The organism is Paenisporosarcina sp. P4_E4_2, from assembly GCF_056401595.1.
In genome coordinates this window covers 1-9,393 of sequence record NZ_JBFUJC010000103.1, presented here as the reverse complement: position 1 = coordinate 9,393, position 9,393 = coordinate 1, and the positions used below count along the sequence as shown (strand labels likewise).

Sequence of the window (9,393 nt, the reverse complement as noted above, 5' to 3'; positions counted from 1 at the left end):
GGTAAAGGATATGGTTGTTTAAGTTTATCGTACATTTGCTTTTGCCACATGTTCCGCATGATCCAACAAGTATGAAAAACACATACTTGTGGGTCTCACTCTTCAAAAGTGCTGCGCCTTCGGTTACTCGTCGCAAAGAGTGTGGTAAAACTACCTTTAAAATCTATAGAGGATAGATGATTTTAATTTACTCAAAAATTATCCAAATTATGGACATTTATAGTAAAATAATAATAATTTATTGTTTTACGATAAAAAAGTATTGACTAAGAATGTGTCGTCGATTATTCTAACATTAGAAAGTTGAGAAGAAGGTGAGTTATTGAAACAGAAGGAATTAGCAAAGTGGTTAAAAATAATTATTGTATTTTGCTGGTTATTTGGTTTAATGTTCTGTGTCTATATTGGACCAGAAACAGGGAAGAATATATTGTTAGATTCTGATCCCTTAAAAGAGCTATATAAACCTTTAATTGCTTATATTTGGATAACTAGCATTCCTTACTTTTTTGCTTTATGTATAGGCTGGAGTATCTGTTCAGATATTAATGTAGGCAACGATTTTACATTAAAAAATGCAAATAGGTTAAAGCGTATAAGTGTTTTAGCAATGATAGAAGGAGTTTTATATGTTATCGCACTGCTTTATGTATTTATTAGTGGTAACTACAACACTAATCTATTAATGRTTCTTTTGCTTATTCTATTTTTTGCAGTTGTTATTTCTGTATTTACTTCTTTACTTTCTTATTTAATGCGTAAAGCAAGTGGTATAAAGCAGGATAACGAATTAACGATTTGAGGTTAACATGGTTATCATAGTTAATCTTGATGTAATGCTGGCAAAGAGGAAATTGAGTGTTACTGAATTATCGGAAAAGCTTGGTATCACAATGGCAAACGTCTCAATTTTAAAAAATGGAAAAGCAATTAAGTTTTCAACATTAGAGAAAATATGTGAAGTATTAGACTGTCAGCCAGGTAATATCTTGGAATATAAAAAATGATTAAACTAACTTTTATGGAGGAAAAATGATATGAAGAAAAAATATTTTATCGCATCAACACCAATTTTTTTAGGAGTAATCTGCTTTATTGCTAAGGCTATCATTGGAAGTAATATAGCACCAGATGGTACCTTAGAAGAGCCCTTCTTCTTAATCCCAATTGGATTCTTATTGTTCTTCTTAGGGATTGTTACTTTAATTGGAATGGCGCTAGTTACAATGATGAAAAAAACTCAAGTTTCGAATTAATAATGTTTATTCCTGAATGAACATTTCGTTTTATAAAAAAGTTTGATTAAAATTCACTTAGAATCCTTTAATCGAAAAGGAAAAGAAAAGAAAAGAAGCCATTTTGATTATTCTTTTTTCAAAATGGCTTCTTTTTATTTATCGTAAAGCATGGGTTCGCTCGATACTTTTAATCAAATTTCCTTTACTATCCCTTTAAATCAATACCCTAATTGAATATGGCTTTTCTATAGAATTAGTTAAACGATGTTGTTGAAGTAAGGGAATCGACACCAAATAAAATTAAATCAACATTTTCGGTTAAAAGAGCTTTTATTAAACAGCGTAAAATTCCACTATCTTAAAATCATATGGCACTAGCTGAATTTGTGGTGATGACTCACTTGTAACTATTTTTTCATCTGTCCATAGATTTTTCAATGAGTTATTTTTTATCTCATATGGAATGTGATAGGTCTGAGTTGAATTTGTAGGGTTAATCAGCACGAAAATATTCCTGTCATCCATATATCTTCGGTAAACGACAAGATTACTTTCAACCCAGTTCATAAACTGGAAATGACCATCATTGGCGAGCAATGTATGTTGTTTTCGTAATGAAATGCATTTTGTCACATGAGCTAGAAGGTCCGTATTCTGTTTCTCTTCAACCCATTCCATGCAAGCTCTGCAGCCAGGGTCTTTTCCACCTGTCATGCCAATCTCGTCTCCATAGTACATACAAGGTGACCCCATGAATGTATACATCAGTAAATAAATCAGTTTGACGCGTTTTACATCGTCCTGACACTCCGTAAGTATTCTCGATGTGTCGTGGCTGCCCACCAAATTGAACGTGACGTTCATCACATTATTTGGATAGCTTTGCAGAACAGTAGTCATTGAGTCCATAAACTCAGTAGCAGACATGGTCTGACTGGCCAGTAGTTGCAATACATTAGTAGCGAACGGATAGTTCATTACGGCATCGAATTGATCACCGTTGAGCCAAGGCATGGCATCATGCCATACTTCCCCAAGAATATAGACATCAGGTTTTTCGTTACGGACGACATTTCGGAAATCACGCCAAAATTGGTGATCCACTTCGTTGGCAACGTCCAGGCGCCAGCCGTCAATATCAAACTCTTTTATCCAGTAAGCAGCAACATCCAGCAAATATTTTTTTACTTTAGGGTTCTGTGTATTCAATTTGGGCATTTGGGAAACAAATGCAAATGCTTCGTAATTTGGACGATCTCCTTCCTGCAAGGGAAGACTGTGCGGATAGAACCAGTTTACGTATTCTGAACCCTTTCCTTTTTCCAATACGTCCTGGAAGGGAGGGAAGTAGTAACCACAGTGATTGAAAACAGCATCCAACATCACTTTGATTCCACGGGCATGACATGCCTCGACCAAGTTTCTGAAATCTTCTTTCGTTCCGAATTGAGGATCAATCGAAAAATAATCAATGGTGTCATATTTATGGTTGGATGGTGCAGTAAAAATTGGTGTGAAATAAATGCCGTTTATGCCGAGTTTTTCTAAGTAATCAAGTTGTTGCTCGACACCATGCAGATCGCCACCAAAGAAATTGTTGGTTGATGGTTCAGTTTCTCCCCATGGTTGAACGTCTTTCGGATTGTTTAATTTGTTTCCGTTAAAGAAACGGTCTGGAAAAATTTGATACCATACCGTATTTTTCACCCATTCCGGAGAATCAAATAGCTCTGACTTATGGAGGTAGGGGAAGCAGAAATAATAGCCACAATCATATATGATTTCTTCATGAAATCCTTTTTCCGATAAAACAACGGTTTCTTCGTTCGAGTGCAGTTCAAATCCGTACCGAATTCTACGGTGAGGGGGACTGATATTTACTTCCCAGTAATCGAACAATGCATCAGTTGCGCATATGAATACATCTGCTCGTTGAAAAATCCATTTGTCATTTTCCCAAATATATGGATCGCCATAAATAAGGTCGATCCGTTTAACATCCGCTTTTTTTGTGCGAATCCTTATGCAAAGCGTGTCCTCGTCAAGAATAAAGGAGTAATTATTCCCTGGTCGGTGAAAAATTGCCGAACGTTCCATTCCAACACCACCTTATGTTTATTTTATATGCTCTGATAAACGATGTTGCTGAAAGAAAGGGAATCTTTATCCCTTTAATTCAAAATCAACACAAAAAGTTAACAGAGCCAATTTAAAAACTTCGTCTCAGATTAACAAAACAATTCAATCAATTCAATCCCTATTAAATTTATTGTTCTGAAAATGAGACATCCAGTCAACTAAAAAATTTCCTTTAACGATTGTTAAAAATAGTTATTGTAAAATTAGAAACAATCATTATAATTAAAACTATATTTGTGCAATCGCTTTCACAAGTTTAAAAGATTCGGAAAAGGTCTTTTGAAGACAATCATTATTTTTTTAAAAAGAGATGATAGCGTTTTCATTTTTACGAGTTTTTAGATTTGTGCAAACGGTTGTATAGGTGAGTGTTCAAAAAGATATTAGGAGGGTCATGATGAAGAAAAGTTTATTTTTAATGATGCTTGTTCTTTTATTAGCAATGCTCGGCGCTTGTGCACCTGATCGTGCAGAAAATCCAGAAACTGACGGTAAAGACTCAGATGGCAAAGACGTGGCTGAAGAGCCTAAACCAGAGAAACTTGTAATCTGGGAAGATGTTGACAAGTCAAAAGACTGGTTACCAGCTGCTATCGAGTCTTTCGAAAAAGAGTATGGTATCAAAGTTGAATTTAAAGAGTTGAACATGGCTGATAAAATCCGTGATCAATTACGTTTAGATGGTCCAACAGGAAATGCTCCAGACGTTGTAACTCTTCCTCATGACCAAATTGGCCAAGTTGTAACTGAAGGACTTATTCAAGAAATTAAAGTTGAAGATTCAGTATTAAAAACATATAGCGAATCTTCAATTACTGCTCAAATGTATGATGGAAAACTTTTCGGTCTTCCTAAAGCAACAGAAACACCAGTATTTATTTATAATAAAGCATTAATGGAAAAAGCTCCTGAAACAATGGATGAGCTTTATACATTCTCTAAAGATTTCACAAAAGGTGAAAACTACGGATTCCTTGCACTTTGGGATAACTTCTACTTTGCACACGGTGCGATTGCAGGTATGGGTGGATATGTGTTCAACGAAGGCGAAGAAGGTCTTGACCGTAAAGATATTGGCTTGAACAATGAAGGCGCTGTAGAAGGTGCTGCATACATTCAAAAATGGTACACAGAAGGATTATTCCCTAAAGGTATCATCGGTGAAACTGGCGGCGCTGCAATGGACGGCCTATTTAACGAAGGTAAAGTTGCTGCAGTTATGAACGGACCTWGGGCATTCCAAGGAATGAGAGATGCAGGAGTTGACATCGGAATTGCTCCAATGCCAACACTTCCAAACGGAGAGCATGTTAAAACATTCATGGGTGTTAAAGGATGGCACGTAACAAAGYTCACGAAAAATCCTTACTGGGCAACAAAACTTATCGAACACTTGTCTAATGATGAAAACTCGAAAGCTCGTTTTGAAGCAGTTTCAGAAATTCCTGCTAACGTAGCATTAGTTGAAGATCCAATTATTGCTGACAATGAAGGCGCTAAAGCTGTAGCTGTTCAATCTCAATACGCAGTGCCAATGCCAAACATTCCAGAAATGGGCGAAGTTTGGGGACCAATGGCTTCTGCACTTCAAACTGTGGCTACAGGTAAATCTGAACCACAAGCAGCTTTGGACGAAGCTGTTAAATCTATCAAAACTAACATTGAAACAAATCACCCAGCGAAATAATACTTGCTAAGTGTGTCTCCCAAAATCTACTCCGATGCCTGAGAAAGTTAATCGGTTACAACCACCTGCCATAGCTTCTTACCGTGGATATGGTAGAGATTTGGGTAGCATATCATGCTGGTATCAAAATGCTGGGAAAAGACATGGGCGGTATCCTTCATTCCGGAGGGTATTGCCTATCCTTTTATTTATCCTATTAATTTCAGTTTTTCGAATAGCATACTATAAGTATTGAAAACTACAATTACCGATTGTGATACATACTCAACACTTTCTTCTATGCTGAAAAGGAGGCCAAAGCCCGAATGGAAGGTTTAACAACTGCTACTCATCATCGAAGAAATGCCACATTGCTCTCCATAATTCCTGGATTCGGACAGTTTTACAATAAGCAATTTATTAAAGGAATGATCTTTTTAATTTTAGCGGCATCGTTTGCCATCGTTTTTTCTGAGTTTTTAGGAGTAGGTTATTGGGGCATTGTCACTTTAGGGGAAATTGCTGGATTAGATAATTCAGTATTCCTGTTAATCGATGGCATCATTGCTTTAATTATCACCATCATGGGTCTATGTGTGTATGCGTTTAATTTATATGACGCGTACCATAACGGAAAGAAACGTGATCTAGGCGAATCGGTAAACTCGGTAAGACAGCAATACCATAACTTAATAAATAATGGATTTCCCTACTTAATGATCTCACCAGGATTCTTCCTCTTGATTTTTGTTGTTATTTTCCCAATATTATTTGTCATACTTTTGGCATTTACCAATTACGATTTGTACCATTCACCACCAGGAAATTTAGTGGACTGGGTTGGATTCCAAAACTTTATTGATATTTATAAATTGGACATTTGGAGAAAAACATTCTTTGCTGTACTTGCTTGGACCATTGTCTGGACTTTCGTTGCTACAACTTTCCAAGTAGCTCTAGGGATCTTCCTAGCGATTCTTGTTAATCAAAAGGATTTGAAAGGAAAAGCAATCATACGTACAATCATGATTTTACCGTGGGCTGTTCCATCGTTCATCACAATCTTGATTTTCTCGGGTATGTTCAACGAAACTTTCGGTGTCATCAATAAATCCATCCTTCCCTTAATAGGGCTCGAAGCTGGGTTGCCTTGGATGACGAATGAAATGTGGACGAGATTTGCGTTGATTATGATTCAGACATGGTTAGGATTCCCGTTCATTTTTGCGATGACAACAGGGGTTCTTCAATCCATTCCTGATGAATTGTATGAAGCAGCAAATGTGGACGGCGCATCCATCATGCAAAAGTTCTTCTCGATTACGTTGCCGTTAGTGTTGTATGCGACGGCGCCAATAATCATTACGCAATATACATTCAATTTTAATAACTTTAACGTTATTTTCCTGTTCAACGGGGGAGGTCCTGCGATTCCGAGCCAAAATGCCGGGGGTACCGATATCCTCATATCCTGGATCTATCGTTTGACCATGACCAGTGCACAATACGGAAAAGCGGCTGCTGTCACCATGATTCTTTCAATCATTGTCATCTCCGTAGCGTTATGGCAATTTAAACGCACGAAATCTTTCCAAGAGGAGGATATGATGTAACATGAGTAATAAAAAAAGCAGAATCATCCGCCTCACGTTATCTTATTTAGCTATTTTAGCGATGGTTGCCATTGTTGTGTATCCATTGCTATGGGTTATTGGATCTTCATTAAATCCAGGTCAAAGTTTATCAGGCTCAAAAATGTTTCCCGATAATCCAACATTCAAACATTATGATTTCTTGTTTGATACAGAGAAATCCAATTACCTTCTTTGGTATTGGAATTCCATGAAAATAAGTGTAATTACGATGGTTTTAACGGTTATCTCTGTGTCATTTACAGCTTATGCCTTTTCACGATACCGTTTCTATGGAAGAAAGAATGGCTTGCTGACATTTTTAATCCTGCAAATGATTCCAAACTTTGCAGCATTAATCGCAATTTTCGTATTAGCCATCCGTACAGGTTTGATTGATACGCATCTAGGATTAATTCTTGTGTATGTAGGTGGACAAATACCGATGAATACGTATCTGATGAAAGGTTATTTGGACACCATTCCAAGAGAACTGGATGAATCGGCAAAAATGGATGGTGCAGGTCATATGCGCATCTTCTTCCAAATTGTTATGCCTTTGGCTAAACCAATCATTGCAGTAGTTGCATTGTTCTCGTTCATCGCACCTTTGGGTGATTTCATCCTCGCACGGATTTTACTACGCGATGATCAGAAATTTACACTTGCCGTCGGTCTTTACGAAATGGTGGCCAAGCAGTTTGGTAATGAATTCACAAAGTTCGCAGCAGGTGCAGTATTAGTAGCAATTCCTATCGCGATTCTGTTCTTGATGTTCCAAAAATATTTCGTATCTGGTCTAACAGCAGGCGGGACAAAGGGTTAATACCCATGTTTTTATAAATAAGCTTTGTTAACTGTTAATGTGGATTTTTTATTAAAAGTGATGGAATCTGCGACAAAAAAACCTTCCTGCGGAAAAACCTAAAAGCCTGTGCTCCTGTTTCTGTTTCTGCTTTTGCATCGCTACGCTAGCTTCGAAACATGAAGGTGCGTTGCATCGCTGGGCAGCTTCGTCGCCAAGATTATGGTCAAACTACATTTTTGGATTTTGGTTCTTTATGAGACGAAATCAAAAAATAACCACTTGAATATCAATTATTTTGTAAATTAATTCGTCAACAATCGTTATAATAGATTTATATGAATTATGGTTATGAAGTTCTTAAAGAGAGGATGAGGAGCTTTGGCCATCACAATCAAAGACGTTGCCAAACTATCAAATGTGGCACCTTCAACCGTGTCGAGGGTCATTGCGAATAACCCTCGAATCAGTGAAAAAACTAAAATTAAAGTAAGAGCTGCTATGGATGAGCTAGGCTATCATCCGAATTTTATCGCTCGCAGTTTAGCCAATCAGTCAACAAGAGTCATTGGATTGGTTTTGCCAAACTCAACAGATGTATTCTTCCAGAATCCATTTTTCCCGACAGTATTGAGAGGGTTAAGTGACGGAGCAAATGAACGACATTATGCCTTGCAGATCAATACGGGAAATACAGATGAAGAGATTTTTTACGGGGTTGTACAAATGGTGCAGGGCGGCCGTGTTGACGGAGTCATCCTTTTATATTCCCGGATTGAAGACAAAGTCTTGAATTATTTGAGGGAAAGAAATTTTCCTTTTGTCGTAATAGGAAAACCGTTTAAAGACGTGGAGCAAATTACATATGTAGATAACGATAACTATAAAGCGACAAAAGAAGCGACGAGTTACTTGCTGAGCCTGGGTCATAATCAAATAGGTTTTATTGGTGGAGATCTGAACTTCGTGGTGACGGTCGAGCGGTTACTTGGTTTTGAAAAAGCTCTAGGTGAAGCTGGTCTTCAAAGCAACGACGATTATATTATACACAGTCAGTTTTTACGTGAAGGTGGGCAAGAGGCTATTGGGAAGCTCATCAATCTGGAAGAACCTCCTACCGCTTTGGTGGTGGCTGATGATTTAATTGCACTTGGCGTTTTGAATACATTGWTGGAAATGAATATTTCCGTCCCTGAAGACATGTCGATCATCAGCTTCAATAATGTGCTTTTTACTGAACTGTCCCATCCACCTTTAACCTCAGTTGATATCAATATTTTCGAAATCGGCTATCAGGCGGCAAAAAGCATGATTCAACTATTGGAAAATCCAAATGAACCAGTTAAGCGGATCATAGTGGACCACGCAATCATCAAACGTTGCTCATGTTCAGAAAGCACTAAAAATATCAGTGATCTTTAGGAAATGATAAAAAAGCTCGTCCAAATTTTATTGGACGAGCTTTTTTCTATTCCAATTGATCATCGAAATAATTGACGACTCCATTGTAAATGCCCAAAGATGCTTGTTCTCTGAATTGTTCAGTCGTCACTGCACGTTCTTCTGATGGATTACTCAGGAAACCAAGTTCAATCAAGATCGCTTGCTGACGATTTTCTCGCAGTACGAGATAATTTCCGGGCTGAGCACCGCGGTCACGCAAGGAAATTGTGTTCCCAAGGGATCGATGTACACTTTGAGCAAGTCCTTTTTGATAGCCATGCATGTAATAAGTAGTGAACCCATTAATCGCACTGCTATCGGTTGCGTCATAATGAACACTGATAAAAGCATCTGCAGCGAGTTGATGGCCGATAGCCACGCGTTTTCGTAAGTCAACATAGACATCGGAATCACGTGTCATGACTACATTGGCCCCAGCAGACTGTAATTTGCTTGCCAGAAGTTCAGATG

9 protein-coding genes are annotated in these 9,393 nt (G+C 37.7%); 7 read left to right on the top strand and 2 right to left on the bottom strand.

What is annotated here, in order from left to right; genetic code table 11:
- The first annotated feature begins 322 nt into the window (after nt 1-322).
- Genes AC1DSB_RS09290 through AC1DSB_RS09280 form a run of 3 tightly spaced genes read left to right on the top strand, consistent with a single transcriptional unit; the run spans nt 323 to nt 1,256 of the window.
- On the top strand, nt 323-802 hold the full coding sequence (locus tag AC1DSB_RS09290; RefSeq protein ID WP_477586548.1) for a DUF2975 domain-containing protein: 480 nt from the start codon (nt 323-325) through the stop codon (nt 800-802).
- 7 nt (nt 803-809) lie between these two features.
- Nucleotides 810-1,007, top strand: coding sequence for a helix-turn-helix domain-containing protein (locus tag AC1DSB_RS09285; RefSeq protein WP_477532399.1), 198 nt, complete (start codon nt 810-812; stop codon nt 1,005-1,007).
- 30 nt (nt 1,008-1,037) lie between these two features.
- Nucleotides 1,038-1,256, top strand: a complete 219-nt coding sequence (locus tag AC1DSB_RS09280; protein WP_477532400.1) for a DUF3955 domain-containing protein — start codon at nt 1,038-1,040, stop codon at nt 1,254-1,256.
- Nucleotides 1,257-1,571: 315 nt separating this feature from the next.
- Here AC1DSB_RS09280 and AC1DSB_RS09275 read toward each other — a convergent pair whose 3' ends face one another.
- Nucleotides 1,572-3,335 carry a glycoside hydrolase family 13 protein gene (locus AC1DSB_RS09275; RefSeq protein ID WP_477532401.1) on the bottom strand — a complete coding sequence of 588 codons (1,764 nt, stop codon included), beginning with the start codon at nt 3,333-3,335 and terminating at the stop codon, nt 1,572-1,574.
- Nucleotides 3,336-3,774: 439 nt separating this feature from the next.
- On the opposite strand from AC1DSB_RS09275, the gene AC1DSB_RS09270 reads away from it, so the two are divergent.
- The 4 genes from AC1DSB_RS09270 (at nt 3,775) to AC1DSB_RS09255 (ending at nt 8,901) form a co-directional block, all read left to right on the top strand.
- The gene (locus AC1DSB_RS09270) at nt 3,775-5,064 is read left to right on the top strand and encodes an extracellular solute-binding protein (RefSeq protein ID WP_477586546.1); all 1,290 of its coding nucleotides are present in this window, start codon (nt 3,775-3,777) and stop codon (nt 5,062-5,064) included.
- A 305-nt stretch (nt 5,065-5,369) separates the two neighbouring features.
- Nucleotides 5,370-6,656, top strand: coding sequence for a carbohydrate ABC transporter permease (locus AC1DSB_RS09265; RefSeq protein WP_342543420.1), 1,287 nt, complete (start codon nt 5,370-5,372; stop codon nt 6,654-6,656).
- A 1-nt stretch (nt 6,657) separates the two neighbouring features.
- The gene (locus tag AC1DSB_RS09260) at nt 6,658-7,500 is read left to right on the top strand and encodes a sugar ABC transporter permease (RefSeq protein WP_477532373.1); all 843 of its coding nucleotides are present in this window, start codon (nt 6,658-6,660) and stop codon (nt 7,498-7,500) included.
- Nucleotides 7,501-7,860: 360 nt separating this feature from the next.
- Entirely contained in the window at nt 7,861-8,901 is a 1,041-nt protein-coding gene (locus AC1DSB_RS09255; RefSeq protein WP_477586543.1) for a LacI family DNA-binding transcriptional regulator, read from the top strand.
- Between the two features lie 46 nt (nt 8,902-8,947).
- Here AC1DSB_RS09255 and AC1DSB_RS09250 read toward each other — a convergent pair.
- On the bottom strand, nt 8,948-9,393 hold a 446-nt coding region (locus AC1DSB_RS09250; protein WP_477586541.1), incomplete at its 5' end, for an N-acetylmuramoyl-L-alanine amidase family protein.